The sequence below is a fragment of the Pseudomonas sp. WHRI 8519 genome (genome assembly GCF_040224055.2).
GTDB lineage: Bacteria > Pseudomonadota > Gammaproteobacteria > Pseudomonadales > Pseudomonadaceae > Aquipseudomonas > Aquipseudomonas putida_X.
The window spans coordinates 745,992-772,947 of record NZ_CP167996.1 but is presented as its reverse complement, the minus strand read 5'-3'; the positions used below and the strand labels follow the sequence as shown (position 1 = coordinate 772,947).

General features: G+C 60.5%; 23 protein-coding genes and 2 tRNA genes. 1 reads left to right on the top strand and 24 read right to left on the bottom strand.

The window, feature by feature from the left end:
* Positions 1-13: 13 nt before the first annotated feature.
* From ABRP30_RS03525 to rlmE, 16 genes are all read right to left on the bottom strand, one after another.
* On the bottom strand, positions 14-367 hold the full coding sequence (locus ABRP30_RS03525) for a BON domain-containing protein (protein ID WP_267820847.1): 354 nt from the start codon (positions 365-367) through the stop codon (positions 14-16).
* A gap of 265 nt (positions 368-632) precedes the next feature.
* Complete coding sequence (pnp, locus tag ABRP30_RS03520) at positions 633-2,738, bottom strand: polyribonucleotide nucleotidyltransferase (RefSeq protein ID WP_012312657.1); 2,106 nt, start codon at positions 2,736-2,738, stop codon at positions 633-635.
* Positions 2,739-2,988: 250 nt separating this feature from the next.
* Positions 2,989-3,258 (bottom strand): 30S ribosomal protein S15, encoded by a 270-nt coding sequence (gene rpsO / locus ABRP30_RS03515; RefSeq protein WP_012274241.1) that lies wholly within the window; start codon positions 3,256-3,258, stop codon positions 2,989-2,991.
* A gap of 146 nt (positions 3,259-3,404) precedes the next feature.
* Positions 3,405-4,322 carry a tRNA pseudouridine(55) synthase TruB gene (gene truB / locus ABRP30_RS03510; protein ID WP_119688251.1) on the bottom strand — a complete coding sequence of 306 codons (918 nt, stop codon included), beginning with the start codon at positions 4,320-4,322 and terminating at the stop codon, positions 3,405-3,407.
* 3 nt (positions 4,323-4,325) lie between these two features.
* Positions 4,326-4,724: a 30S ribosome-binding factor RbfA gene (gene rbfA / locus ABRP30_RS03505; protein ID WP_241803842.1), complete on the bottom strand. Its 399-nt coding sequence runs from the start codon at positions 4,722-4,724 to the stop codon at positions 4,326-4,328.
* 116 nt (positions 4,725-4,840) lie between these two features.
* Positions 4,841-7,378: a translation initiation factor IF-2 gene (gene infB / locus ABRP30_RS03500; protein ID WP_241803843.1), complete on the bottom strand. Its 2,538-nt coding sequence runs from the start codon at positions 7,376-7,378 to the stop codon at positions 4,841-4,843.
* A gap of 27 nt (positions 7,379-7,405) precedes the next feature.
* A complete protein-coding gene (gene nusA, locus ABRP30_RS03495) occupies positions 7,406-8,887 on the bottom strand; it encodes a transcription termination factor NusA (protein ID WP_241803844.1) in 1,482 nt (493 codons plus the stop codon).
* Positions 8,888-8,946: 59 nt separating this feature from the next.
* A complete protein-coding gene (rimP, locus tag ABRP30_RS03490; protein WP_241803845.1) occupies positions 8,947-9,405 on the bottom strand; it encodes a ribosome maturation factor RimP in 459 nt (152 codons plus the stop codon).
* A gap of 130 nt (positions 9,406-9,535) precedes the next feature.
* Positions 9,536-9,612: transfer RNA gene (locus ABRP30_RS03485), tRNA-Met, on the bottom strand.
* A gap of 98 nt (positions 9,613-9,710) precedes the next feature.
* Positions 9,711-9,796 (bottom strand) — tRNA-Leu (locus tag ABRP30_RS03480).
* 21 nt (positions 9,797-9,817) lie between these two features.
* Complete coding sequence (gene secG, locus ABRP30_RS03475; protein ID WP_241803846.1) at positions 9,818-10,210, bottom strand: preprotein translocase subunit SecG; 393 nt, start codon at positions 10,208-10,210, stop codon at positions 9,818-9,820.
* A 4-nt stretch (positions 10,211-10,214) separates the two neighbouring features.
* The gene (gene tpiA, locus ABRP30_RS03470) at positions 10,215-10,970 is read right to left on the bottom strand and encodes a triose-phosphate isomerase (protein ID WP_349975271.1); all 756 of its coding nucleotides are present in this window, start codon (positions 10,968-10,970) and stop codon (positions 10,215-10,217) included.
* Between the two features lie 66 nt (positions 10,971-11,036).
* Positions 11,037-12,377, bottom strand: a complete 1,341-nt coding sequence (gene glmM / locus ABRP30_RS03465) for a phosphoglucosamine mutase (RefSeq protein WP_241803848.1) — start codon at positions 12,375-12,377, stop codon at positions 11,037-11,039.
* A 16-nt stretch (positions 12,378-12,393) separates the two neighbouring features.
* Entirely contained in the window at positions 12,394-13,245 is an 852-nt protein-coding gene (folP, locus tag ABRP30_RS03460) for a dihydropteroate synthase (protein ID WP_046788151.1), read from the bottom strand.
* An 8-nt stretch (positions 13,246-13,253) separates the two neighbouring features.
* Complete coding sequence (ftsH, locus tag ABRP30_RS03455; RefSeq protein ID WP_241803850.1) at positions 13,254-15,158, bottom strand: ATP-dependent zinc metalloprotease FtsH; 1,905 nt, start codon at positions 15,156-15,158, stop codon at positions 13,254-13,256.
* Between the two features lie 203 nt (positions 15,159-15,361).
* Positions 15,362-15,988 carry a 23S rRNA (uridine(2552)-2'-O)-methyltransferase RlmE gene (gene rlmE, locus ABRP30_RS03450; RefSeq protein ID WP_241803851.1) on the bottom strand — a complete coding sequence of 209 codons (627 nt, stop codon included), beginning with the start codon at positions 15,986-15,988 and terminating at the stop codon, positions 15,362-15,364.
* A gap of 102 nt (positions 15,989-16,090) precedes the next feature.
* On the opposite strand from rlmE, the gene yhbY reads away from it, so the two are divergent.
* Positions 16,091-16,399, top strand: coding sequence for a ribosome assembly RNA-binding protein YhbY (gene yhbY / locus ABRP30_RS03445; RefSeq protein WP_241803852.1), 309 nt, complete (start codon positions 16,091-16,093; stop codon positions 16,397-16,399).
* A 12-nt stretch (positions 16,400-16,411) separates the two neighbouring features.
* Here the strand turns inward: yhbY and ABRP30_RS03440 are convergent, their stop codons facing one another.
* The 8 genes from ABRP30_RS03440 to grpE all read right to left on the bottom strand — a co-directional run bounded on the left by ABRP30_RS03440 (position 16,412) and on the right by grpE (position 26,877).
* Positions 16,412-16,861, bottom strand: coding sequence for an MFS transporter (locus ABRP30_RS03440; protein ID WP_241803853.1), 450 nt, complete (start codon positions 16,859-16,861; stop codon positions 16,412-16,414).
* Positions 16,839-17,321, bottom strand: a complete 483-nt coding sequence (gene greA / locus ABRP30_RS03435; RefSeq protein ID WP_012312644.1) for a transcription elongation factor GreA — start codon at positions 17,319-17,321, stop codon at positions 16,839-16,841. The genes ABRP30_RS03440 and greA overlap by 23 nt, the downstream gene beginning before the upstream one ends.
* Positions 17,318-20,539 carry a carbamoyl-phosphate synthase large subunit gene (carB, locus tag ABRP30_RS03430; RefSeq protein ID WP_241803854.1) on the bottom strand — a complete coding sequence of 1,074 codons (3,222 nt, stop codon included), beginning with the start codon at positions 20,537-20,539 and terminating at the stop codon, positions 17,318-17,320. The genes greA and carB overlap by 4 nt, the downstream gene beginning before the upstream one ends.
* A 105-nt stretch (positions 20,540-20,644) precedes the next feature.
* Positions 20,645-21,781, bottom strand: a complete 1,137-nt coding sequence (gene carA, locus ABRP30_RS03425) for a glutamine-hydrolyzing carbamoyl-phosphate synthase small subunit (protein ID WP_349975270.1) — start codon at positions 21,779-21,781, stop codon at positions 20,645-20,647.
* Positions 21,782-22,152: 371 nt separating this feature from the next.
* On the bottom strand, positions 22,153-22,956 hold the full coding sequence (gene dapB / locus ABRP30_RS03420) for a 4-hydroxy-tetrahydrodipicolinate reductase (protein WP_349975269.1): 804 nt from the start codon (positions 22,954-22,956) through the stop codon (positions 22,153-22,155).
* 13 nt (positions 22,957-22,969) lie between these two features.
* Entirely contained in the window at positions 22,970-24,094 is a 1,125-nt protein-coding gene (gene dnaJ / locus ABRP30_RS03415; protein WP_241803857.1) for a molecular chaperone DnaJ, read from the bottom strand.
* A 198-nt stretch (positions 24,095-24,292) separates the two neighbouring features.
* Entirely contained in the window at positions 24,293-26,221 is a 1,929-nt protein-coding gene (gene dnaK, locus ABRP30_RS03410) for a molecular chaperone DnaK (protein WP_012312639.1), read from the bottom strand.
* A gap of 101 nt (positions 26,222-26,322) precedes the next feature.
* The gene (gene grpE, locus ABRP30_RS03405) at positions 26,323-26,877 is read right to left on the bottom strand and encodes a nucleotide exchange factor GrpE (RefSeq protein WP_012312638.1); all 555 of its coding nucleotides are present in this window, start codon (positions 26,875-26,877) and stop codon (positions 26,323-26,325) included.
* Between the last annotated feature and the right edge of the window lie 79 nt (positions 26,878-26,956).

The following is a 26,956-nucleotide window of genomic DNA, read 5'->3' as shown; positions in this document are numbered from 1 at the left end:
GACGGGACATTCCTTATTCGGACTTCAGACCATCAGCCATGACGCTCTTGACGCCCTTGATGTTCTTGGCGATTTTGACTGCTACGTCTTTCTGAGAATCGGTGACCTTCACGTCTGAAGACAGCGAAACCACGCCTTGGCTGGTTTCGACTTTGATGTCAGAGCCTGGCACGCCTTTTTCAGTCAACAGGTCAGCTTTGACTTTGGTGGTGATCCAAGTGTCGGAGCCTTCCTGTTGCATGTTGTCCACAGTATCGTTGGCAGCCAACATGACTGGAGCCTGAACTGGCTCTGCGGCGAACGCGCCACCAGCCATGGTCAGGGTCAGAGCGGTAGCAGTAGCGGCAGCAATGGCGAACTTCTTCATGTGAGTCACTCCTGTTTTTCGAAAGGTCTGCGCCGTATGTCCTGGCGGCAGATATGAAGGTAGTTGCACGGGCTGTGCCAGGTTTTAATCTTTTATTTTTTCCTTAAATATCAACAACTTATATAAGATTCAAACAGCGGCTGATCGTGCAAATTGCAACCTGCGAGGTAAATCTGCGTGCAAGATGCAAGTGTGCAAAAGGTTCCCGGCAGGCCATAAAAAAAGGGCCCGCTAGGGGCCCTTTTCATACAGCGTTGCTGGTCGCTTAGACGCCTGAGGCCTTGGCCGCGGCAACGTCTTTGATCGACAGTTTGATACGGCCGCGGTTATCCACGTCCAGTACCAGTACTTCGACTTCCTGACCTTCTTTGAGGATATCGGTCACTTTCTCTACGCGTGCATCGCTGAGCATGGAGATGTGCACCAGACCATCCTTGCCAGGCAGGATGTTGACGAAGGCGCCGAAGTCGACGATACGCTCGACCTTGCCCACGTAGATCTTGCCAATCTCGGCCTCGGCGGTGATGCCCAGAACGCGCTGACGCGCTGCTTCTGCAGCTTCTTTGGTTTCGCCGAAGATCTTGATCGAGCCATCGTCTTCGATATCGATCGAAGCTTTGGTCTCTTCGCAGATGGCGCGAATGGTGGCGCCGCCTTTACCGATGACGTCACGGATCTTGTCGGTGTCGATTTTCATCGCGATCATGGTCGGCGCGTTGGCCGACAGCTCGGTACGCGACTGGCCAATGATCTGGTTCATCTGGCCGAGGATGTTCAGGCGCGCTTCCAGGGCTTGGCCCAGGGCGATTTCCATGATCTCTTCGGTGATGCCGTTGATCTTGATGTCCATCTGCAGTGCGGTAACGCCTTTGGCAGTACCGGCAACCTTGAAGTCCATGTCGCCCAGGTGGTCTTCGTCACCCAGGATGTCGGTCAGGACAGCGAACTTCTCGCCTTCCTTGACCAGGCCCATGGCGATACCGGCCACCGGTGCCTTCATCGGTACACCAGCATCCATCAGTGCCAGGGAAGCACCGCAGACCGATGCCATGGAGCTGGAACCGTTGGATTCGGTGATTTCCGACACGACACGGATGGTGTACGGGAACACGTCAGCGGCAGGCAGCATGGCCTGTACCGAACGGCGGGCCAGGCGGCCGTGGCCGATTTCACGACGGCCAGCACCGCCCATACGGCCACACTCACCTACCGAGAACGGCGGGAAGTTGTAGTGCAGCATGAAGGGGTCTTTCTTCTCGCCTTCCAGGGTGTCCAGCAGCTGGGCGTCACGGGCAGTACCCAGGGTCGCGACGACCAGGGCCTGGGTTTCACCACGGGTGAACAGTGCCGAACCGTGCGTCTTCGGCAGAACGCCCACTTCGATGTTCAGCGGGCGTACGGTCTTGGTGTCACGACCATCGATACGCGGCTTGCCGTTAACGATGTTTTCGCGAACGGTGCGGTATTCGATCTCGCCGAAGATTTCTTTGACTTCGCTGGCCGAAGGCTGGCCTTCTTCGCCGGAGAACTTGGCGATCGCCTGGTCACGCAGCTCGCCCAGGCGTGCATAGCGGTCGGCCTTGACGGTGATGGTGTAGCCCTGGGAAACCGCTTCGCCGAATTCAGCGCGAATGGCGTTGAACAGCTCGGTGTTGGCAACGGCAGGTTTCCAGTCCCAGGTCGGCTTGCCGGCTTCGGCAGCCAGCTCTTTGACAGCCTGGATAACGGCCTGGAATTCGTCGTGGGCGAACAGTACAGCGCCCAGCATCTGGTCTTCGGTCAGCTCTTGAGCTTCCGATTCAACCATCAGCACGGCGTCGGAGGTACCGGCAACGACCATGTCCAGGCTCGAGGCAGCCAGTTGCTCGTAAGTCGGGTTCAGCAGGTAGCCAGTGCTTTCGTGGAAGGCAACACGGGCAGCGCCGATCGGGCCTTCGAACGGGATACCGGAGATGGCCAGGGCAGCCGAGGTACCGATCATCGCAGCGATGTCCGGATCGGTCTTCTTGCTGGTCGATACCACGGTGCAGACGACCTGGACTTCGTTCATGAAGCCTTCAGGGAACAGCGGGCGGATCGGACGGTCGATCAGGCGCGAGGTCAGCGTCTCTTTCTCGGAAGGACGGCCTTCACGCTTGAAGAAGCCACCCGGGATCTTGCCGGCGGCGTAGGTCTTTTCCTGGTAGTGGACCGACAGCGGGAAGAAGCCCTTGCCTGGATCGGCCTGCTTGGCACCGACTACGGTCACCAGCACGGTGACATCGTTGTCGACGGTAACCAGCACGGCGCCGGTTGCCTGACGGGCAATGCGGCCCGTTTCGAGAGTAACGGTCGATTGACCGAACTGGAATTTCTTGATTACCGGGTTCACGGTTTCCTACCTTTTTTCAGTGGCTCTGGGGGAACTGGTTTCTTGCGAATTCTTGGGCAGAACAGGGAATCGGCCCCATTGACCGTCCAGATACAACACGAGGCTGGGAGCCTGGCGCCGGGCGGAAAAACCGCTCAGCGTTGCCAGGCTGCCAACCTCGAAGATACGCGTGACGTGTCCGACGCAAACGCTGCCAAGCAGCGCTGGCGAAGCATGCGACACGCCATGCACACCACTGACCAGGCCGCTATTAGCGACGCAGGCCCAGGCGACCGATCAGGGCGCTGTAACGAGTGGTGTCTTTGCCCTTCAGGTAGTCCAGCAGCTTACGACGCTGGTTAACCATACGGATCAGGCCACGACGCGAGTGGTGGTCTTTACCGTTGGCCTTGAAGTGGCCTTGCAGCTTGTTGATGTTCGCGGTCAGCAGAGCGACCTGAACTTCCGGGCTACCAGTGTCACCAGCAGCTTGCTGGAAGTCGGTAACGATTTGAGCTTTTTCTTCAACGCTGAGGGCCATTTGGCTTCTCCTGATAACGGAACCCGCAAGCGGGTCCAATAGGCCAGGGACAAATCCCTGTATTAATAAAAAAGGTGTGACCGTGCCTACTGACAGCCACCCTTGTATCCGCGGGCCACAGCAAAAGCCGAAGCCCCCGGTTTCGATCATTCCGATCGAATCAGTCGACGCGGCGCAATACGCCCGTCTTCGCTCACTTCACCGATACCGATGAAACGACCATTGTGATCCTGTACCCGGACCATGCCAAATTGCGGCGCGTCCGGCGCACGTACCGCCTGGCCGTGCAGCCAGTAGAACGCGCTGTGTTCGGACAGGCCAATCAGCGGCCAGTCCTGCAGGCCACTGTCCGAAGGCATGAGGAAGCGATCGAGCGCTTCGTTACCGCCATCGGCGTGGGCCTGTTCAAGTTCTTCGAGGGTCACGGTCTGGGCCAGCTCGAAGGGCCCGGCGTGGGTCCTGCGCAGCTCGGCAACATAGGCGCCACAGCCAAGGGCCTCGCCGATATCCTCCACCAGGGTGCGGATATAGGTGCCTTTGCTGCATCCTACGCTCAGCCGTGCTCGTGTACCTTCGCACTCGAGCAACTCCAAGCGGTTAATAGTAACAGAACGCGCCTCGCGCTCCACTACCTCTCCTGCACGCGCCAGCTTGTATAGCGGCTGACCATCACGCTTGAGCGCCGAGTACATCGGCGGTATCTGGCTGATCGGGCCGCGAAAACGTGGCAGCAGCGCCTCGATGTCGGCACGACCAACGGTCACCTCACGGGTTTGCAGGACCTCGCCTTCCGCATCGGCAGTATTGGTAGTCTGCCCCAGCTGCATGACGGTTTCGTAGCCCTTGTCGGAATCGAGCAGGTACTGCGAAAACTTGGTCGCTTCGCCGAAGCACAGCGGCAGCACGCCAGTAGCCAACGGGTCGAGGCTGCCAGTGTGGCCGGCCTTTTCCGCGTTGAGCAACCAGCGCACTTTCTGCAGTGCGGCGTTGGAAGTGAAGCCAAGAGGCTTGTCCAGCAGGATGATGCCGCTGACGTTGCGGCGGATACGTTTGACCTGGGCCACCGGTTACTCCTTGGTGTCCTGCTCGTCGGTATCCTTGTGCAGGCGGTCTTCGGCCACTGCACGCTCGATCAGCGCCGACAGATGCACACCGCGGCTGACGCTTTCATCGAAATGGAAGTGCAACTGCGGCACGCTGCGCAGCTGCATGGAGCGGCCCAGGTGCAGGCGCAGGAAGCTGGCTGCGCTGTTCAGCGCCTTCAGCGACTGCTGCACGGCGTCCGGGGTTTCTTCACCCATGACGGTGATGTAGACCTTGGCGTGGCCCAGGTCGCGACTGACGTCCACGGCAGTGATCGTCACCAGGCCGACGCGTGGGTCCTTGACTTCACGGCGGATCAGCTCTGCCAGCTCACGCTGCATCTGATCACCGATACGTTGGGTACGGCTGTATTCTTTGGCCATTCTTGCTACCTGTAACGTAAAGCGGCAAACGCCCGGTCAGGCTGAAGCCTGACCGGGCGCTACCTACTGAGGGGCTGCCCACCGCCCTGGGGCGGGGGCTGAGACCCTGCTCGCCCTTAAAGGGTACGAGCAACCTGGACTTTCTCGAAGACTTCGATCTTGTCGCCGACCTTGACGTCGTTGTAGCTCTTGACGCCAATACCGCACTCCATGCCCGAACGTACTTCTGCAGCGTCGTCCTTGAAGCGACGCAGCGATTCCAGCTCGCCTTCGAAGATGACCACGTCGTCGCGCAGTACGCGGATCGGACGGTTGCGGTACACGGTACCTTCGATGACCATACAGCCAGCGATGGCGCCGAACTTCGGCGAACGGAACACGTCACGCACTTCGGCAACGCCCAGGATGTTCTCGCGGACATCGCTGCCGAGCATGCCGGTCAGGGCCTTCTTGACGTCTTCGATGATGTCGTAGATCACGTTGTAGTAACGCATATCCAGACCTTCCTGCTCGACGATCTTGCGCGCACCGGCATCGGCACGCACGTTGAAGCCGAACAGCACCGCATTGGACGCCAGCGCCAGGTTGGCATCGCTCTCGGTGATACCACCGACGCCGCCACCGATCACGCGAACCTGAACTTCGTCGTTGCCCAAGCCGCCGAGCGAACCCTGCAGCGCTTCCAGGGAACCGCGCACGTCGGTCTTGAGGACGATGTTGAGGGTCTTCTTCTCTTCCTGACCCATGGTCTCGAAGATGTTTTCCAGCTTGCCGGCGTGAGCACGAGCCAGCTTGACCTCGCGGTACTTGCCCTGACGGAACAGAGCAACTTCGCGGGCTTTCTTCTCGTCGGCGACCACGGACAGCTCGTCACCGGCTTCCGGGGTGCCATCCAGGCCAAGAATCTCGACCGGGATAGACGGGCCGGCTTCCTTAACAGGCTTGCCGTTCTCGTCCAGCATGGCACGCACGCGGCCATAGTTGGAGCCGCACAGGACCATGTCGCCCTGACGCAGGGTACCGTCCTGAACCAGGATGGTAGCCACCGGGCCGCGGCCCTTGTCCAGGCGCGATTCAACCACCACACCACGACCAGGCGCGGTCGGAGTGGCCGTCAACTCAAGTACTTCGGCCTGCAGCAGTACGGCTTCGAGCAGTTCGTCGACACCGGTACCCATCTTCGCCGAAACCTTGACGAACGGCGTGTCACCACCCCATTCCTCGGAGGTCACGCCTTCGACGGACAGCTCGTTACGGATGCGATCGAGGTCTGCACCAGGCTTGTCGATCTTGTTCACCGCAACCACCAGCGGGACGCCAGCTGCCTTGGCATGCTGAACGGCTTCACGGGTCTGTGGCATCACGCCGTCGTCCGCCGCCACCACCAGGATGACAATGTCGGTCGCCTTGGCACCACGGGCACGCATCTGAGTGAACGCAGCGTGGCCTGGGGTATCGAGGAAGGTGACCATGCCGCGGTCGGTTTCCACGTGGTAGGCACCGATGTGCTGGGTGATACCACCGGCTTCGCCAGCGGCAACCTTGGCACGACGGATATAGTCGAGCAGCGAGGTCTTGCCATGGTCAACGTGACCCATGACGGTAACCACCGGTGCACGCGACTCGGCCTGGCCTTCGAACTTCAGCGACTCGGCCAGGGAATCTTCCAGGGCGGTATCGCTGACCAGGGTGACCTTGTGGCCCAGCTCTTCTGCGATCAGCTGAGCGGTTTCCTGGTCGAGCACCTGGTTGATGGTGACCGGAGTACCCATCTTGAACATGAACTTGACGACTTCAGCGGCCTTGACCGACATCTGCTGCGCAAGCTCAGAGACCGTGATGGTCTCGCCGATGGTCACGTCACGGATGACCGGACCCGTCGGGTTCTGGAAGCCATGCTGGTTGCGCTTCTTCAGCTTGCCCTTGCCACCACGACCACGGCGCGCGCCATCGCTCTCTTCGTCGGTGGTGCGCGGAGCGGCACGAGGGGTCGGAGCCTTTTCCTTCTCCTTCACCTTGACCTTGATCGATACACGTGGCGCCTCGCCACGGCGACGATCGTCATCGCGGGTGCGGCTTTCGTTGCGACGGGTCTCGTCCTTCTTGCGCTCGGCAGCACGGGCTGCAGCGTCTTCGGAAGCAGGCGCGTCAGCGACGACCGGTGCGGGTGCCGGAGCTGCAGCTGGAGCGGCGGGTGCCGGCTCGGCCTTGGCAGCTGGGGCAGCGGCAGCAGTGGCGTTCGCGTGGCGACGAGCCTGCTCTTCGTTGCGCTGGCGAACGTCGGCGTCGACCTTGTCACGCGCGGCGTTTTCAGCCGCACGGCGCTCGTCCTGCTCACGTTTCTGCTCAGCCTGAATCTCTTCAGGGCTGCGCTGAACGAATACTTTCTTCTTGCGTACTTCTACGCTGATGCTTTTGCTACCGGCGACACGCAGGGTGCTGGTGGTCTTGCGCTGCAAGGTAATCTTGCGCGGCTCTTCCGCCTTGCTCTTGTGGCTGCTCTTCAAATGGGTCAGCAGAGTCTGCTTCTCATTGTCGGTCACTACCTGACCGGCGTCGGTGTGCGGCAGACCTGCCTCACGCATCTGCTGCAGCAGGCGCTCTACCGGTGCCTCGACCTCTTGGGCCAGTTCTTTCACCGTGACTTGCGTCATGCACTTCTCTCCTCAGGCCGCGCCTAATTACTCGAACCAGTGGGCTCGGGCGGCCATGATCAACTTGCCGGCACGCTCTTCGTCGATGCCGTCGATGTCGAGCAGGTCGTCAATCGACTGCTCGGCCAGGTCTTCGCGGTTAACCACGCCGCGCACCGCCAGTTCCGCCGCCAGGTCCTTGTCCATGCCCTCAAGGGAGAGCAGGTCTTCGGCCGGATGGGCGTCTGCCAGTTTTTCTTCGGTAGCGATGGCCTTGGTCAACAAACGGTCCTTGGCTCGAGCGCGGAGCTCATTGACGATTTCCTCGTCAAAGCCATCGATGTTGAGCATTTCTTCCAACGGTACGTAGGCAATTTCTTCGAGGCTGGTAAAGCCTTCGTCGACCAGCACTTGGGCCAGCTCCTCGTCGACTTCCAGTTCCTCGATGAAGTTGCGCAGGATGTCACCGGTTTCCGCCTGCTGCTTGGCCTGGATATCCTTCTCGGTCATCACGTTCAGGGTCCAGCCGGTCAACTGACTGGCCAGGCGAACGTTCTGACCACCACGGCCAATGGCCTGGGCCAGGTTGTCCTCGGCAACGGCGATGTCCATGGCATGGGCATCTTCGTCAACGATGATCGCCGCGACTTCAGCCGGCGACATGGCGTTGATGACAAATTGCGCCGGGTTCTCGTCCCACAGGACGATATCCACACGCTCGCCACCCAGCTCGCCGGATACGGCCTGGACGCGCGAACCGCGCATGCCGATACAGGCACCCTGCGGGTCGATGCGCTTGTCCTTGGAGCGGACGGCGATCTTGGCACGCGAACCCGGATCACGGGAAGCGGCCATGACTTCGATGAGGCCTTCGGCGATTTCCGGCACTTCGATGCGGAACAGTTCGATCAGCATCTGTGGCGCGGTGCGCGACAGGATCAGCTGCGGACCGCGGTTCTCGGTGCGGATTTCCTTGAGCAGCGCACGCAAGCGCACGCTGACCCGGAAGGTCTCACGTGGAATGATGTCTTCGCGAGCCAGCAGCGCCTCGGCGTTGTTGCCCAGGTCGACGATGACGTTGTCGCGGGTAACCTTTTTGACAGTGCCGGAGATGATCTCGCCAACGCGTTCGCGGTAGGCATCGACCACCTGGGCGCGCTCGGCCTCACGGACCTTCTGCACGATGACCTGCTTGGCGGTCTGGGCGGCGATACGACCGAATTCGATGGACTCGATCTTCTCCTCGATCACGTCACCCACTTTGGCTTCAGGGTGAGTTTCGTGAATCTTGGCCAGCCAGGTCTCGATCGCCGGATCGTCCAGATCGGCTTCGTCGACCACGGTCCAGCGACGGAAGGTCTCGTAGCTACCGGTGTGGCGGTTGATTTCCACACGCAGATCGACTTCGTCTTCAAAACGTTTTTTGGTTGCAGTGGCCAGAGCCACTTCCAGCGCTTCGAAAATGACGCCGGGCGGTACACCTTTTTCGTTGGATACCGATTCAACAACCAGCAGTACTTCTTTGCTCATCGTACGCCTCGCCTTGCGCAAGCCATTGGGCCCGGATAGTCCGCCGGGCCCGGCACGTCTCAGTCAAAACTGGGAATAATATTGGCCTTGTCGATCGAATCGATCGGCAACAGAAACTCGTGAGTGTCCACCTGGACCACCACATCCTGCTCCTCCACACCGCGGAGAAGGCCCTGGAAGTTACGACGACCTTCGAAGGGCGTACGCAGCTTGATCTTCACTTGTTCGCCGGCATGCGAGGCAAACTGTTCCAGCGTGAACAGCGGGCGATCCATGCCTGGAGAGGACACCTCAAGGGTATATTCACTGCTGATCGGATCTTCCACATCAAGAATGGCGCTGGCCTGACGGCTGACCGCTTCACAGTCCTCCACCAGGATGCCGCCTTCCTTGTCGATATAGATGCGCAGTACCGAATGCTTACCCTGGGAAACGTACTCGATCCCCCAGCATTGATAGCCCAGACCCTCGACCACCGGGGCCAACAAGGCCTGCAACTGTTCTAGCTTGCTCGACACCTGAACCCCCTCGTGCATGCTGTGCAAATAAAAAATGGGCGAAGCGCCCATCCCTGAAAGCGCCGTTGGACAACGACGCCGTAAACTGTTCGGCTAGCAAAAAGCCCCTGAAAAGGGGCTCCGCTGAAGCTGGTTGCGGGGGCTGGATTTGAACCAACGACCTTCGGGTTATGAGCCCGACGAGCTACCAAGCTGCTCCACCCCGCGACAAAGCTGGGGCGAAAGTATAAGACTGAACCCGTCGCTGGGTCAATCTAACCTCCACCTGCAAGAAAGCCCGCTAAAGCGGGCTCTCAAGCTTTAATTGGTACCGAGAAGGGGACTCGAACCCCTACACCCTATGGGCACAACCACCTCAAGGTTGCGTGTCTACCAATTCCACCACCTCGGCAATATTACTTCTTGAAACCCGTTACTTCTGCTCTTCGGCTGGAGGAGGTACGTCACCCGCTGGGGTGGTTTCGCTCTTCTGCTCCTGGAGCACCGGTACATCATCATTTACTGCCGGCTTTGGCTGTTGCACTTCCAAGACCGCTGGATCCGGAAGTCCCGCCTGACCAAGCTGGTGAGCTTGTTGCTTGGCGAAGTATCCTAACCCAAGTGCTGTCAAAAAGAAAGTGGCGGCAAGTATAGCAGTGAATTTACTCAGGAAGGTAGCAGAACCTTGGCTTCCGAACACAGTATTTGAAGCACCTGCGCCGAAAGATGCACCTGCTTCCGCACCCTTACCCTGTTGCAACAGTACCAGCACTACAAGCGACAGCGCTGCCAACAGATGAAAAACAACGATAACTGTTTCCAGCATTTGTTCAGTTTCCTGCGGCGCGACAAATTGCACCGAATTCGTCTGCGTTCAGGGATGCTCCACCAATGAGCCCCCCATCAATATCCGGCATGCCGAACAGTTCGGCCGCATTGGCCGCCTTCACGCTACCGCCGTAGAGAAGCTGCACGTTCTGCGCAACTTCGGCGTCCTTCGCTGCCAACTGCTTACGGATGGCGGCATGCACATCCTGAGCTTGTTGCGGCGAGGCCGTCAAACCTGTACCGATGGCCCATACAGGCTCATAGGCAATTACTGCATTGGCAAAAGCGGCAATACCGAACGCGTCGATAACACTGCTTAGTTGACGCCCTACAACTTCAAGCGTCTTGCCCGCTTCGCGCTCTTCAAGAGTTTCCCCTATACAGAGCACCGGCGTCAAACCACTTTTCTGAGCAGCTGCAAACTTGCGATTAAGCACTTCTTCACTTTCACCGATAACCTGGCGACGTTCGGAGTGGCCAATCAACACCAACTTGCAACCCGCTTCAGCCAACTGACTCGGTGCAACTTCACCGGTCAGCGCACCCTGTTCGGGCTGTACTGCAGAATTCTGTGCTCCAACGGTGATTCCTTTGCCTTGCAGGCCATCAATGACTTGATTGATGAACAGGGCCGGAGGAAAAACCGCGACTTCGATACCGTCGGGGATGAGCATATTGCCCAAGCCCTGAGTCAGCTCAGCGACGCTGGCGCGGGTACCGTGCATCTTCCAGTTACCAGCTACCATGGGGCGACGCATGCTTTACCTCGTCGGTCAAAGTGGGCGCAGATCTTACCCAACCAGATCTGCGCTGGCAAGCCCAATTCAGACACAAACTTCAGCGACCAGCTTGGCCAGGGCTTCGGCATGCGTGCGCACCTGGCTTTCGTCGTCACCTTCAACCATCACCCGCACCAACGGCTCGGTGCCCGACTTGCGCAACAGCACACGCCCACGCCCCGCCATGTCGTCAGTGACCTTGGCACTGGCCTCCTTGACGGCCGGATGCTCCAGGGGGTCGACCTTGCTCGCGCCAAAGCGCACATTGATCAGCACCTGTGGGCACTTGCGCAAGGCCTGGCGAGCCTGCGCCAAGGTCTCGCCGCGGCGCTTGAGCGCCAGCAGTACCTGCAGTGCGGCAATGATCGCATCACCGGTGGTGGTGTGGTTGCAGCACACGACATGCCCAGAGTTTTCACCCCCCACCAGCCAGCCGCGCTCGAGCAGCTCGGCCATCACGTAGCGGTCGCCAACCTTGGCCCGCACGAAAGGAATGTCCAGGTCCTTGAGCGCAAGCTCCAGGCCCAGGTTACTCATCAGCGTACCGACCACCCCACCCTGCAACTTGCCCCGCTCGTGCAGGTCCCGGGCAATGATGAACAGCAGCTCGTCACCATCGACGATCGCGCCGGTATGGTCGACCATCAACACCCGGTCACCGTCACCATCGAAGGCGATACCCAAGTCGGCGTGGCCGACCAGTACTGCCGCCTGCAGCGACTCGATATGGGTCGAACCGCAGTTTTCGTTGATGTTCAGGCCATCAGGCTGCGCATGCAGCACCGTCACGTCGGCACCCAGCTCACGGAACACGCTCGGCGCGACTTTGTAGGTCGCACCATGGGCGCAGTCCACCACCAGCTTGAGGCCTTCGAAACCGGTGCTGGTCGGCACACTGCTCTTGCAAAACTCGATGTAGCGGCCAGCGGCATCGTTGATGCGCGAAACCTTGCCCAGCTTGCTGGAGTCGACCACCGTCATCGGCTGGTCAAGAAGCTCCTCGATCATCAGCTCGATTTCGTCGGGCAGCTTGGTGCCCTGGCCCGAGAAGAACTTGATACCGTTGTCATCGTGCGGGTTGTGCGAGGCACTGATGACGATACCCGCTTCGGCATGGAAGGTACGGGTCAGGTAGGCGATGGCCGGCGTGGGCATCGGCCCGAGCAGCAAGACGTCAGCACCTGCAGCAGAAAGGCCCGCCTCGAGCGCGGACTCGAACATGTAACCGGAAATACGCGTGTCTTTGCCCACCAGCACGCGGCAGTTACCCTGCTTGCGGAAGGCCATGCCCGCCGCCCAGCCCAGCTTGAGCATGAAGTCGGGGGTGATCGGGTATTCGCCGACGCGGCCACGGATGCCGTCGGTACCAAAGTATTTTCTGCTCATAGGGACTCCAATCTTCTTATTCGGCGTTCTGTACCGCAGCGATCATGCGCACCACATCGGCGGTCTCGGCCACATCATGGACGCGCAGAATGCTGGCACCCTTGGTCATGGCCAATGCCGCAAGCGCGAGGCTGCCGTACAGCCGCTCGCCGACCGGACGATCCAGCGTCAGGCCGATCATGCTCTTGCGGGAAACCCCCACCAGCAACGGGCGACCGAGGCTGTAGAGCGCTTCCATATGTTTGAACAGGCTGAGGTTATGCGCCAGTGTCTTGGCGAAGCCGAAACCTGGGTCGAGGATGATGCGTTCGGCACCGATTCCCGCCGCTGCGCAAGCCGCCATCCGCTGTTCAAGATAGCGCGTTACGTCAGCAGTCACATCCTCGTAATGCGGGTCGTCCTGCATGTTCCCCGGCTCACCGCGCATGTGCATCAGGCACACCGGCAGCCCGGTATCTGCCGCAGCATCGAGGGCACCATCACGTTCCAGTGCACGCACGTCGTTGATCAGGCCAGCACCGAGGCGGGCCGACTCACGCATGACGGCAGGCGTGGAGGTATCGACCGAAATGACCACGTCAAGGCGACTGTTGATCGCCTCGACCATAGGCGCCACACGCTCGAGCTCCTCGGTGACCGACACCGCACGGGCACCCGGGCGAGTCGACTCGCCGCCGATGTCGATCAGCGTCGCGCCTGCCGCCACCATGGCTTCTGCATGACGCAGGGCCTCGTCGCGCTGACTGAAGCGCCCGCCATCAGAGAAGGAATCAGGGGTGATATTGAGGATACCCATGACATGGGTACGGGACAAATCAAGAACCCGGTTGCCGCAAGGCAACCGGGTCGGGTACAGCTTAGAGCTCATAGATGCCCTTAGTGTTGAGCCGCTGGGCCGCCGATCGGCGATTCAGGGCGATCATTCTGGGCAGCAGGCGTGCCCGAAGTCTTATCGTCGTCCCAGTCACGCGGTTCACGAGGCGTACGACCGGACATGATGTCGTCGATCTGGTCGGCGTCGATGGTCTCGTACTTCATCAGTGCTTCGGCCATGGCGTCGAGCTTGTCGCGGTTGTCGGTCAGCAGCTGCTTGGCAGTGGCATAGCACTGGTCGATGATGCTGCGCACCTCCGAATCGATCAGCTTGGCAGTTTCGCCGGAAACACTGGCGTGCTGGCTACCGGCGCTGCGGCCGAGGAAGACCTCGCCCTCCTCTTCGGCATACATCAGCGGGCCGAGCTTCTCGGACAGGCCCCACTTGGTGACCATGTTCCGGGCAATCTGGCTGGCGCGCATGATGTCGTTCGAGGCACCGGTGGTGACGCCGTCGAAGCCCAAGGTCATTTCCTCGGCGATACGGCCACCGTACAGCGAGCAGATCTGGCTGATCAGCGCACGCTTGGACAGGCTGTAGCGGTCTTCTTCGGGCAGGAACATGGTCACACCCAGGGCGCGACCGCGCGGGATGATCGAGACCTTGTAGACCGGGTCATGCTCAGGCACCAGACGACCAACGATGGCGTGACCGGCCTCGTGGTAAGCGGTGTTCTGTTTTTCCTTCTCGGACATGACCATGGTCTTGCGCTCGGCGCCCATCATGATCTTGTCTTTGGCCAGTTCGAACTCTTTCATCTCGACCAGGCGCTTGTTGGAGCGTGCCGCGAACAGCGAAGCTTCGTTGACCAGGTTGGCCAGGTCAGCACCGGAGAAGCCTGGCGTACCACGGGCAATGACCGCCGGGTTGACGTTTTCGCCGATCGGCACCTTGCGCATGTGGACCTTGAGGATCTGCTCACGACCACGGATGTCCGGCAGGCCGACCACCACCTGGCGGTCGAAACGACCAGGACGCAGCAAGGCCGGGTCCAGTACATCCGGACGGTTGGTGGCGGCGATGACGATGATGCCATCGTTCATTTCAAAGCCGTCCATCTCGACCAGCAACTGGTTGAGGGTCTGCTCACGCTCGTCGTGACCACCGCCCATACCGGCGCCACGGTGGCGACCAACGGCGTCGATCTCGTCGATGAAGATGATGCATGGGGCGTGCTTTTTAGCCTGCTCGAACATGTCGCGCACACGGCTGGCACCCACACCGACGAACATCTCGACGAAGTCCGAACCGGAGATGGTGAAGAAAGGCACCTTGGCTTCGCCGGCAATGGCCTTGGCCAGCAAGGTCTTACCGGTACCCGGCGGGCCAACCATCAACACGCCACGCGGGATGCGCCCGCCCAGGCGCTGGAACTTGCCCGGGTCGCGCAGGAACTCGACCAGCTCGCCGACTTCTTCCTTGGCCTCGTCGCAACCTGCGACGTCGGCCAGGGTGGTCTTGACCTGGTCTTCGGACAACAGGCGCGCCTTGCTCTTGCCGAAGCTCATCGGCCCGCCCTTGCCGCCTGCACCGCCCTGCATCTGGCGCATGAAAAACATGAACACGGCGATGATCACCAGGATCGGGAAGCTCGCTACCAAAAGCTGAGTCCAGATGCTCTGCTGCTCAGGCTGCTTGCCTTCGACGACCACGTTATTGTCGACCAGGTCGCCGATCAGGCCGTTATCGGTAATGGCCGGGCGAACGGTCTTGAAGCTGTCGCCATCGGAGCGCTTGCCGGTAATGATGTAGCCATCGACGGTAACACGCTCGACCTTGCCATCCTTGACCTGCTGGATGAAGTCGGAGTAGTTGAGGGTCTGCGGCTCGTTAGGGCTGGAGAAGTTGTTCATCACCGTCACCAGGACAGCTGCGATGATCAACCACAGGATCAGATTCTTTGCCATGTCGTTCAATTCGCTACCCTCTGAGGCCGGCGCACGACGCAGCCGTGCCTCGCATGATATTCATCGCCCTAACTTACTACATTACCTACGCAACCGCAGGCACCGTCTGTAACCCTTTGTGAAATCTAGACTACACGAAGTTCGGACAATCCAGACGGGGCGGCCGATTGGAAATAACTATCGACCACCCCGCAGCACGCCATTCAAGCGCCCTTGAAACCCCTACCCAGCAGGTACTGTTCACGCGAGCGGTCCCGCGAAGACGACGGCTTGCGCATCTGCACCTTGTCGAACTTGGTGCGAACATCCTTCAGGTACATGTCAAAGCCTTCGCCCTGGAAAATCTTGATGAGAAAATCACCACCGGGCTTGAGTACACGTGTTGCCAGGTCCAGGGCCAACTCACAGAGGAACATCGCACGTGGCATGTCCACTTCAGGCGTACCACTCATATTGGGGGCCATGTCGGAAATCACAAGGTCTACGTGCGAATCACCGACAGCGTCGAGAATTTGTTGCAGCACCTCATCCTGGGTGAAGTCGCCCTGAATGAAGGTAACGTCAGGGATCGAGTCCATTTCCAGAATGTCGGAAGCGATCAGGCGGCCTTGGCCACCAATCAGACGACTGGTCACCTGCGACCAACCGCCAGGGGCTGCGCCGAGGTCGATCACGCTCATGCCGGGACGGATCAGGCGGTCCTTTTCCTGGATCTCCAGCAGTTTGTAGCTTGCGCGCGAGCGGTAGCCATCCTTCTGCGCCTGCTTAACAAAAGGGTCGTTAAAATGCTCTCGCAGCCAGTTGGCGCTGCTTTTGGAACGTTGTACCACGGGGCACCTCGATGATATGCGTCGTGTTTGACTGGGCGGAGCCACAGGCCCTCGGGTAAAATGCCCGTCAATTTTACAGAATCAGACGGAAAGGGTCAGATTATGCCGCTCAATAACGAGCAGAAGAAGCAATACAAATCCATTGGTCATGACCTGAAACCGGTCCTGATCGTTGCTGGCAACGGTTTGAATGAAGGCGTGATCGCTGAACTGGACCGCGCCCTGGCCGACCATGAGCTGATCAAGGTCGAAATTCGCTCGGAAGATCGCGAAGAGCGCGCCGAGACCATCGCAGAGCTGTGCAAGCAAGGCCGCGCCGAGCTGGTGCAGACCATCGGCAAGAAAGCGCTGATCTACCGCAAGAACCCGCAGCCGAACAAGCAGCTGTCCAACATCCACCGTTACAAGTAACGGTGGCGCCGCTCAGTGGCGCGCTTGACGCGCCCTGACCGGTACCGGTTGAGCGACCAGCACGATGCCGGAAAACCCCAGCACCAGGAAACAGAACATCTGCCAGCGCTCGCCGACCGAGATACCGTAGCGCAAGGTGTAGTACCCCACGCAGGCCGCAAAGCCCAGCAACAGCATCTGGCCACGGAATTGCCGCCACCAGGCAGCCAGGCCATCGACCCTCGCCAGCACCGCCAGCTGCGTCAGCAGCCCGAGCATCGCCACACCTATCAACCAACGGTCGATTTGCCCGGCGATGTCCTGTACCAGCAAGGGCGCCAGGCCACTGACCTTGAGCGCAGGCACCAGCCCCACATGGAACACCCAAAGGCCACCGACCCAGAAAACCTGGGCCAGTTGCCAGAGGATCCCCTCAAGGGATGGCGCCCGCTGGCGCCGGTCAGATGTGCTTGACTTCGACAATCTCGTACTCGACCGAGCCGCTTGGCGTCTTGACGACGACAGTATCACCTTCTTCCTTGCCGATGATGGCACGGGCGATCGGTGCGCCACTCGAGAGCTTGCCTTGCTTCACGTCGGCTTCATCCTCGCCAACGATCTGGTAGCTCACCTCTTCATCGGTTTCAGTGTTGGCCAGCACCACAGTGGTACCGAAAATCACCTTGCCGGTGTGAGGAATAGTGGTCACATCGATCACTACCGAGTTCTGCAGACGGCCTTCGATGTCGCGGATACGCGCCTCGACCATGCCCTGCTCCTCACGGGCGGCATGGTATTCGGCATTTTCCTTGAGGTCGCCCAGTTCGCGCGCTTCGCCAATGGCCTGACTCAGGCGCGGGCGCTCGGTCTTGCTCAGGAACAGATGTTCCTCTTCCAGGGCGCGAGCGCCCTGAACGGTCATCGGATACTTGGTAATGCTCATGCTTTAAGTCCTGCATGCAGATCCTGCAAGCGACGAACGGTCTTTTCAGGGCCGAATTTCAGCGCTTCGCAGATGGCTTCACCAGCCGCAATGGTCGTGGTGCAGTAGATCTTGTGCTGCAACGCATTGCGACGAATCGAATAGGAGTCAGCAATCGACTGACGGCCTTCGGTGGTGTTGATGATCAACGACACTTCGTCGTTCTTGATCATGTCGACCACGTGCGGACGACCTTCGGTCACCTTGTTCACGCGGCGCACTTTCAGGCCCGCCGCCTCGATGACCTTGGCAGTACCTGCAGTAGCGACCACTTCAAAGCCCAGGGCGATCAGGTCGCGGGCAACGCCAGCCACTTGGGGCTTGTCGTCGTCACGTACGCTGATGAACGCGGTACCGCCCGTTGGCAATACTTCGCTGGCACCCATCTGGGCCTTGGCGAACGCTTCACCGAAGCTGTCACCGACACCCATGACTTCACCCGTCGATTTCATCTCAGGGCCGAGGATCGGGTCAACCCCTGGGAACTTGGCGAACGGGAAGACGGCTTCCTTGACGCTGTAGAAGTTCGGGATGATTTCCTGGGTGAAGCCCAGCTCTTTCAGGGTTTTGCCAGCCATGACGCGGGCAGCGATCATCGCCAGGGACGTGCCGATGCACTTGGACACGAACGGCACGGTACGCGAGGCGCGCGGGTTGACTTCGATCACGTAGATCTTGTCGCCCTGCAAGGCCAGCTGCACGTTCATCAGGCCAACCACGCCCAGCTCCAGTGCCATCTTGCGCACCTGGTCGCGAACCTGGTCCTGCACGTCCTTGCTCAGCGAGTAAGGCGGCAGCGAGCACGCCGAGTCACCGGAGTGAACACCGGCCTGTTCGATGTGCTGCATGATCGCGCCGATGACAACGTCGGTGCCGTCGCAGACCGCATCCACGTCCATCTCGATGGCGCAGTTGAGGAAGTGGTCGAGCAGTACCGGGCTGTCGTTGGACACTTGCACGGCTTCACGCAGGTAGCGCTTGAGCTCGTCCAGTTCGTAGACGATCTCCATCGCGCGGCCACCCAGTACGTAGGACGGGCGCACCACCAGCGGGTAACCGATACCGCCCGCGGCACGGATGGCTTCTTCTTCGCTGCGCACGGTGGCGTTTGGCGGCTGCAGCAGGTTCAGGCGCTGAACCATCTGCTGGAAGCGCTCACGGTCTTCGGCACGGTCGATGGCGTCCGGGCTGGTACCGATGATCGGTACGCCGGCCTCTTCCAGGGCGCGTGCGAGTTTCAGCGGGGTCTGGCCGCCGTAGTGGACGATGACGCCCTTGGGCTTCTCGACGCGGCAGACTTCCAGCACGTCTTCCAGGGTCAACGGCTCGAAGTACAGACGGTCGGAGGTGTCGTAGTCGGTGGAGACGGTTTCCGGGTTGCAGTTGACCATGATGGTTTCGTAACCGTCTTCACGCAGTGCCAGTGCCGCGTGCACGCAGCAATAGTCGAACTCGATGCCTTGGCCGATACGGTTCGGGCCGCCACCCAGGATCATGATCTTGTCGCGGGTCGACGGGTTGGCCTCGCACTCTTCCTCATAGGTGGAGTACAGGTAGGCGGTATCGGTGGCGAACTCGGCAGCGCAGGTGTCGACGCGCTTGTAAACCGGGAACACTTCCAGCTTGTGGCGGTGACGGCGCAGGTTCTTGTCGGTGATACCGAGCAGCTTGGCCAGACGCTGGTCCGAGAAGCCCTTGCGCTTGAGGCGCAGCATGTAGTCCTTGTCGATCGCCGACAGGGCCAGGGTCTTGACCTTCTCTTCTTCCTTGATCAGGTCTTCCATCTGAACCAGGAACCACATGTCGATGCCGGTCAGGGCAAAGATCTCTTCGCAGGTCATACCCGAACGCATGGCGTCAGCCACGTACCAGATACGCTCGGCGCCCGGCACGGTCAGCTCGCGCTTGAGGATGCTGGCGGCTTCAGGGCTGGCCAGGTCGACTTTCGGGTCCAGGCCGCAAGCACCGACTTCCAGGCCGCGCAGGGCTTTCTGCAGGGACTCCTGGAAGGTACGGCCGATGGCCATGACTTCACCCACGGACTTCATCTGGGTGGTCAGGCGGGCGTCGGCTTTCGGGAATTTCTCGAAGGCGAAGCGTGGCAGCTTGGTGACGACGTAGTCGATCGACGGCTCGAAGGACGCCGGGGTACGGCCGCCCGTGATGTCGTTCTGCAGTTCGTCGAGGGTGTAACCAATGGCCAGCTTGGCGGCGATCTTGGCGATCGGGAAGCCCGTTGCCTTGGAAGCCAGCGCCGATGAACGCGAAACACGCGGGTTCATTTCGATCACGACCATGCGGCCAGTGTTCGGGCAGATACCGAACTGCACGTTGGAACCGCCGGTTTCAACGCCAATTTCACGCAGCACCGCCAGCGAGGCGTTGCGCATGATCTGGTATTCCTTGTCGGTCAGGGTCTGCGCTGGCGCCACGGTGATGGAGTCACCGGTGTGCACGCCCATCGGGTCGAAGTTTTCGATCGAGCAGACGATGATGCAGTTGTCCTTTTTGTCACGGACCACTTCCATCTCGTACTCTTTCCAGCCGATCAGCGATTCGTCGATCAGCAGCTCTTTGGTCGGCGACAGGTCCAGACCACGGGTGCAGATTTCTTCGAACTCTTCACGGTTGTAAGCGATACCACCGCCGGTGCCACCCATGGTGAACGACGGGCGGATGATGCATGGGAAGCCAAGCTTCTCAAGGACCGCATTGGCCTCTTCCATGCTGTGGGCGATACCGGAGCGCGGGCACTCCAGGCCGATGTCCTTCATGGCCTTGTCGAAGCGCGAACGGTCTTCGGCCTTGTCGATGGTGTCGGCGTTGGCACCGATCATCTCTACGCCGAACTTCTCCAGCACGCCGTGGCGCTCCAGGTCCAGGGCGCAGTTCAGTGCGGTCTGGCCACCCATGGTCGGCAATACGGCGTCCGGGCGCTCTTTTTCGATGATCTTGGCCACCGACTGCCACTTGATCGGCTCGATGTAGGTGGCGTCGGCCATGGCCGGGTCGGTCATGATGGTGGCTGGGTTGGAGTTCACCAGGATGACGCGGAAACCTTCCTCGCGCAGGGCTTTACAAGCCTGGGCGCCGGAGTAGTCGAATTCGCAGGCCTGGCCGATCACGATCGGGCCAGCGCCGAGAATCAGGATGCTTTTGATGTCTGTACGTTTTGGCATGGTGGTCACTCAAATCCGGGGTCAGTCGGCAAGCCGCTTTGAACAATCTGGGTCAGGCGCGGCCGGGCGCGGCAGGTGCCGGCCCGGGGCCTTGAAGCAGGATGCTCAGCGGCGCTTGGCCATGGCATCGGTGAAACGATCGAACAGTGGCGCGACGTCGGTCGGGCCCGGGCTCGCTTCAGGGTGGCCCTGGAAGCTGAACGCGCTCTTGTCGGTACGCTCGATACCCTGCAGGGTGCCGTCGAACAGCGACTTGTGGATGGCGCGCACGTTACCCGGCAGGGTGGCTTCGTCTACGGCGAAACCGTGGTTCTGGCTGGTGATCATGACCACGCCGGTGTCCAGGTCCTGGACCGGGTGGTTGGCACCGTGGTGGCCGTGGCCCATTTTCACGGTCTTGGCGCCGGAGGCCAGGGCCAGCAGCTGGTGGCCGAGGCAGATGCCGAACACCGGGATCTCGGTTTCGAGGACCTCTTTGATCGCCTGGATGGCGTAGTCGCATGGCTCCGGATCACCAGGGCCGTTGGACAGGAACACGCCGTCCGGGTTGAGCGCGAGCACTTCGCTGGCCGGGGTCTGGGCAGGCACCACGGTCACGCGGCAGCCGCGGGCGACCAACATGCGCAGGATGTTCAGCTTGACGCCGTAGTCGAAGGCGACAACGTGGTACGGCAGCTCGGAGGCTTCCAGGGTCGGGTGGCTGTCAGTTTTCAGCTCCCACACGCTGGAGCGCCACTCGTAACGCTCCTTGGTGGAAACGACCTTGGCCAGGTCCATGCCCTTGAGGCCGGGGAAGGCGCGGGCCGCGGCGATGGCGGCTTCTTCGCTGATGTTGTCACCAGCCAGAATGCAGCCGTTCTGAGCGCCCTTTTCACGCAGGATACGGGTCAGGCGACGGGTGTCGATGCCGGCGATGGCAACGACATTGTTGGCCTTGAGGTAGTCAGGCAGCGACTGGGTGTTACGCCAGTTGCTGGCCAGCAGCGGCAGGTCACGGATGACCAGGCCGGCGGACCAGACACGGTTCGACTCGGCATCTTCCGGCGTGGTACCGGTGTTGCCGATGTGCGGGTAGGTCAGGGTAACTATTTGCTGCGCGTAGGAAGGGTCTGTAAGGATTTCCTGGTAGCCGGTCATAGCGGTGTTGAATACCACCTCACCAACGGTCTGACCGTCGGCTCCGATGGCTTCACCGCGAAAAATACTGCCGTCGGCAAGGGCGAGTATGGCTGGCTTTGTCAAGAAGACCTCCCGTAAATCAAGCATGAAAGGGCGATCGCAGGTTGCAAAAAAGCGGAGTGACGTATGGACACGTCACCCCGCTTTTATGTGCTGAATTCAATTCGCTGCGCGCTTTTAGTGGACACACTAAAGCTGTAGCTTACAGAAAAGTGCTTTTTTGGTCTACCGCAAATGTGCCTCTAAAACACATGATTGCGACAGGGGGTGCCTTGCACCCCATCGCCGGCAAGCCGGCTCCCACATGTACGGCACCAACCGGAAGGTTTGCAATCCCCTGCGGGAGCAGCTGCCTTGCTCAACCCTAAAAGCCCACACAATCCATTGTGGGAGCCGGCTTGCCGGCGATAGGGCCATCACAGTCGCTGCAAGACTCAGCGCAGCTCCAGCACATCCTGCATGTCGTACAAGCCCGCCTCACGCCCATCCAGCCACAGCGCGGCACGCACCGCACCCTTGGCGAAGGTCATGCGGCTGGACGCCTTGTGGGTGATTTCCAGGCGCTCACCTTCTGCGGCGAACAGCACGGTATGGTCACCGACCACATCGCCGGCACGCACGGTGGCGAAGCCGATGGTCTTGCGATCACGCGCCCCCGTCTGGCCCTCACGGCCATACACCGCCACTTCCTGAAGGTCACGGCCCAGTGCGTTGGCCACCACCTCACCCATGCGCAGCGCAGTGCCTGACGGCGCATCGACCTTGTGCCGGTGGTGCGCCTCGATGATCTCGATGTCGACATCATCGCCCAGCACCCGCGCGGCCATGTCCAGCAACTTCAGGCTGAGGTTGACGCCTACGCTGAAGTTGGCGGCGAAGACGATCGGGATGTCCTTGCCCGCCTCGGCCAACAGCTGCTTCTCGTCGCTGGTGAAACCGGTGGTGCCGATGATCATGGCCTTGCCATGCTTGCGGCAGAACGCCAGGTTCTTCAGGGTCACCGAAGGGTGAGTGAAGTCGATCAGCACATCGAAATCGTCGGCAACCTTGGCCAGGTCATCCGACAGCGGCACACCGATACGGCCAAGGGCCGCCAACTCACCGGCATCCGCCCCGACCAGCGAGCTGTCCGGGCGATCGATCGCCGCGGTCAGCCCGGCACCTGGGGTTTGCTGCACAGCTTCGATCAGGGTTTTGCCCATCCGCCCTGCCGCGCCCATCACTGCAATACGTCGCATAGCCTGTTCCTTGTCAGAGATCGCCGAAGAAGCGCTTCACGCCATCGAACCAGCCATTGGCCTTGGGCGAGTGGGAGCTGTCGCCTTCGAGCGAGTCGCGCAGCTCTTCGAGCAGTTCACGCTGGCGACGGCTGAGGTTGACCGGGGTCTCAACCGCAACGCGGCACAGCAGGTCACCCGCACCACCACCACGCACCGGTGCCACACCCTTGCCACGCAGGCGGAACTGCTTGCCGGTCTGAGTGCCTTCCGGGATCTTGAGCTTCACACGACCATCGAGGGTCGGCACTTCCAGCTCGCCACCCAGAGCGGCATCGGTATAGCTGATGGGCACTTCGCAGTAGAGGTGCTTGCCGTCACGCTGGAAAATCTCGTGCTCACGCACGTTGATCACCACGTAAAGGTCGCCAGTCGGGCCACCGTGAGTGCCCGCCTCGCCTTCGCCGGACAGGCGGATACGGTCGCCCGTGTCGACGCCGGCCGGCACCTTGACCGACAGGGTCTTGTATTCCTCGACGCGGCCTTCACCGTGGCAAGCATTGCAAGGGTCGGTGATGATCTTGCCCTGGCCATGGCAGCGCGGGCAGGTCTGCTGCACAGAGAAGAAGCCCTGCTGCATGCGCACTTGGCCAATGCCGCCGCACGTCGGGCAGGTCGATGGCGTCGAACCCTTCTTCGCACCGCTGCCGTCACAGGGCTGGCAATTGACCAGGGTCGGCACACGAATACTGACCGTGGTGCCGCGCACGGCTTCTTCCAGGTTCAGTTCCAGGGTGTAGCGCAGGTCGCTGCCGCGCGCAGCGCCACCACGACCACCGCCACGCCCACCACCGAAGAAGTCACTGAACACATCGCCAAAGATGTCGGAGAAGTTGGCGCCACCAAAGCCTGCACCGCCGCCACCCATGCTCGGGTCGACACCGGCGTGACCATACTGGTCGAACGCGGCCCGCTTGCTCGCATCAGACAGCACTTCGTAGGCCTCGTTGGCCTCCTTGAACTTGTCTTCGGACTCTTTGTCGCCCGGGTTGCGGTCCGGGTGGTACTTCATCGCCAGGCGGCGATAAGCCTTTTTCAGGTCTGCTTCACTGGCGCCGCGCTCGACACCCAGGACCTCATAATAATCACGCTTGGACATAGGTCATTTGCACCTTGTTGGGCGTTCGGCATCCGCGCCGCGCCGTCAGCACCCGCCTGAAGACCCGATGCGGCCCAGACAAATGCTGTAAAAAATTCTCGAATTCCAGATACGCCAACGCGGGAGCAAGCCCCCGCGCGGCGACATCCTACCAGCTCACCGCCAAACGACGGTGAGCTGGCCGACAACATGCAACGATTACTTCTTGTCGTCGCCTTTCACTTCTTCGAACTCGGCGTCAACCACGTCATCGTGCTTGGCTTCCGGTTCGGCCTGCTGCTGAGCACCGCCCTGAGGCTGTTCGGCCGACTGCTCGGCGTACATCTTCTGTGCTACCGGCGCGGAGACCTTGGACAGTTCCTCGACCTTGGCATCGATGGCAGCCTTGTCGTCGCCTTTGACAGCGGCTTCCAGGGCAACCACGGCCGCTTCGATGGCAGTCTTCTCTTCGGCAGTGACCTTGTCACCGGCGTCAGCGACCATCTTGCGGGTCGAGTGAACCAGCGCGTCACCCTGGTTACGGGCAGCGGCCAGCTCTTCGAACTTGCGGTCTTCCTCGGCATTGGCCTCGGCGTCACGCACCATTTTTTCGATCTCTTCGTCGGACAGACCGGAGTTGGCCTTGATCACGATCGACTGGGTCTTGCCGGTGGCCTTGTCTTTGGCGCCGACGTGCAGGATGCCGTTGGCGTCAATGTCGAAGGTCACTTCGATCTGCGGAACACCACGCGGTGCTGGCGGGATGTCAGCCAGGTCGAACTTGCCCAGCGACTTGTTCTGCGAGGCTTGCTTGCGCTCACCCTGCAGCACGTGAATGGTCACTGCGCCCTGGTTGTCGTCGGCCGTCGAGAACACCTGCGACTTCTTGGTCGGAATGGTGGTGTTCTTCTCGATCAGCGGGGTCATCACGCCGCCCATGGTTTCGATACCCAGGGTCAGCGGGCTGACGTCCAGCAGCAGCACGTCTTTCACGTCACCGGCCAGTACGGCACCCTGGATGGCAGCGCCCATGGCAACTGCTTCGTCCGGGTTGACGTCCTTGCGAGCTTCCTTACCGAAGAAGTCGGCTACGGCCTTCTGAACCAGCGGCATACGGGTCTGGCCACCGACCAGGATCACGTCGTCGATCTTGCTGGCGTCGATGCCTGCGTCTTTCAGGGCGATGCGGCAAGGCTCGATGGTACGGTTGACCAGGTCTTCGACCAGCGACTCCAGCTTGGCGCGGGAGATCTTCACGTTCAGGTGCTTGGGACCTGTCGCGTCTGCAGTGATGTACGGCAGGTTCACGTCGGTCGACTGGGCCGAGGACAGTTCGATCTTGGCCTTTTCCGCGGCTTCTTTCAGACGCTGCAGGGCCAGAGGGTCGTTCTTCAGGTCCATGCCCGACTCTTTCTTGAACTCGTCGACGAGGTAGTCGATCAGGCGCATGTCGAAGTCTTCGCCACCCAGGAAGGTGTCGCCGTTGGTGGCCAGTACTTCGAACTGGTGTTCACCGTCGACTTCGGCGATTTCGATGACCGATACGTCGAAGGTACCACCACCCAGGTCATAAACGATGACGGTGTGGTCGCCCTTGGCTTTGTCCATGCCATAGGCCAGCGCAGCAGCGGTCGGCTCGTTGATGATGCGTTTTACGTCCAGGCCCGCGATGCGGCCGGCGTCTTTGGTGGCCTGACGCTGGCTGTCGTTGAAGTAGGCCGGAACGGTGATGACCGCTTCGGTGACTGGCTCGCCGAGGTAGTCTTCGGCGGTCTTCTTCATCTTTTTCAGGACTTCGGCGCTGATCTGCGGCGGCGCCATTTCCTTGCCGGAAGCTTCGACCCAGGCGTCACCGTTGTTAGCCTTGACGATCTTGTACGGCACCAGCTTGATGTCTTTCTGCACGACATCTTCTTCGAAGCGGCGGCCGATGAGGCGCTTCACTGCGAACAGGGTGTTGTGCGGGTTGGTGACGGCCTGGCGCTTGGCCGACTGGCCAACCAGGATTTCGCCGTCATTGGCGTAGGCCACGATCGAAGGGGTGGTACGCGCACCTTCGGCGTTTTCGATGACCTTGACGTTACCGTTTTCCAGAATGGAGACGCACGAGTTGGTGGTCCCCAGGTCGATACCGATGATTTTGCCCATGTTTACTCTCCCGAAACTTGAATTTGGTTGCAGCGACTACTTTGGCCAACTGCGGTAATACTTGAAGGCTTGACACCTAGATGGGGATGCCCCGACGGATTTCAAGCCTTTTCATCGATCGAAGGCTGCGGCGCGCTCGGCGCCTTGCTGACCACTACCATGGCAGGGCGCAGCAGGCGGCCATTGAGCAGGTAGCCCTTCTGGAACACGTTCAGCACGCTGTTGGGCTCTACCTCGGCGCTTTCCTGCATGGCCATGGCCTGATGGTGCTCTGCGTTGAACGGCTGGCCGTGCGGGTCGATGGCTTCGAGGTTGTAACGCTTGAGGGTGTCCTGGAACATCTTGAGGGTCAGTTCGACGCCTTCACGGATCTTCTTGACCTGTTCATCCTCAGCGCTGGAGTGCGCCAGGGCCAGCTCAAGGCTGTCGATCACTGGCAGCAGGTCGCCGGCGAACTTTTCCAGGGCGAACTTGTGCGCCTTCTCGACATCCTGCTCGGCGCGGCGGCGCACGTTCTGCAGGTCGGCGACGGCACGCAGGGACTGATCCTTGGCGGCGGCCAGCTGCTCCTCGAGCTCTTGAACGCGGGCGCCGTTATCCACTGCACCTGCCTCTTCGGCGTTAAGGTCTTTCTCATTCAGCTGTTCGTCAGCCATGGGGTCTCTCCTCCGCAATCTCTGTAGTACGAGCAAAGCTCGCCGTGTCTGCCGGCTATATGGGGCCGGAAAAATCAGC